Source organism: Pseudoalteromonas sp. S2755 (assembly GCF_005886535.1).
Taxonomy (GTDB): Bacteria; Pseudomonadota; Gammaproteobacteria; order Enterobacterales; family Alteromonadaceae; genus Pseudoalteromonas.
Window position 1 is genome coordinate 1 of the sequence record NZ_PNDS01000287.1, and the last position, 231, is coordinate 231.

Below are 231 nucleotides of genomic sequence, written 5' to 3' on the forward strand. Positions count from 1 at the left end.
GTGGGGACGCTGGACGTCTCATCGCGCTGCAGCTGAGTTAATCCACTTGCTCTGGCAATTGATTAATGCGTATTTCACATCAAGAGAAGCGGCAAGTTTACAGGTCACGAACGGCAATCCATACTCCATTCGATTCAAAAAACCATTATTTAGAGCCCTAGCTTGTCGCTCTAGGAACCCATACGCAGTTGCACTACCCGCGCCGTCTAACATTGACAATCCACGCCCTCC

1 pseudogene is annotated in these 231 nt (G+C 49.8%); it reads right to left on the minus strand.

Annotated elements, in window-relative coordinates:
- Positions 1–21: 21 nt before the first annotated feature.
- Positions 22–231: pseudogene (gene ribD / locus CWC03_RS23715) on the minus strand (bifunctional diaminohydroxyphosphoribosylaminopyrimidine deaminase/5-amino-6-(5-phosphoribosylamino)uracil reductase RibD); the annotation flags it as partial.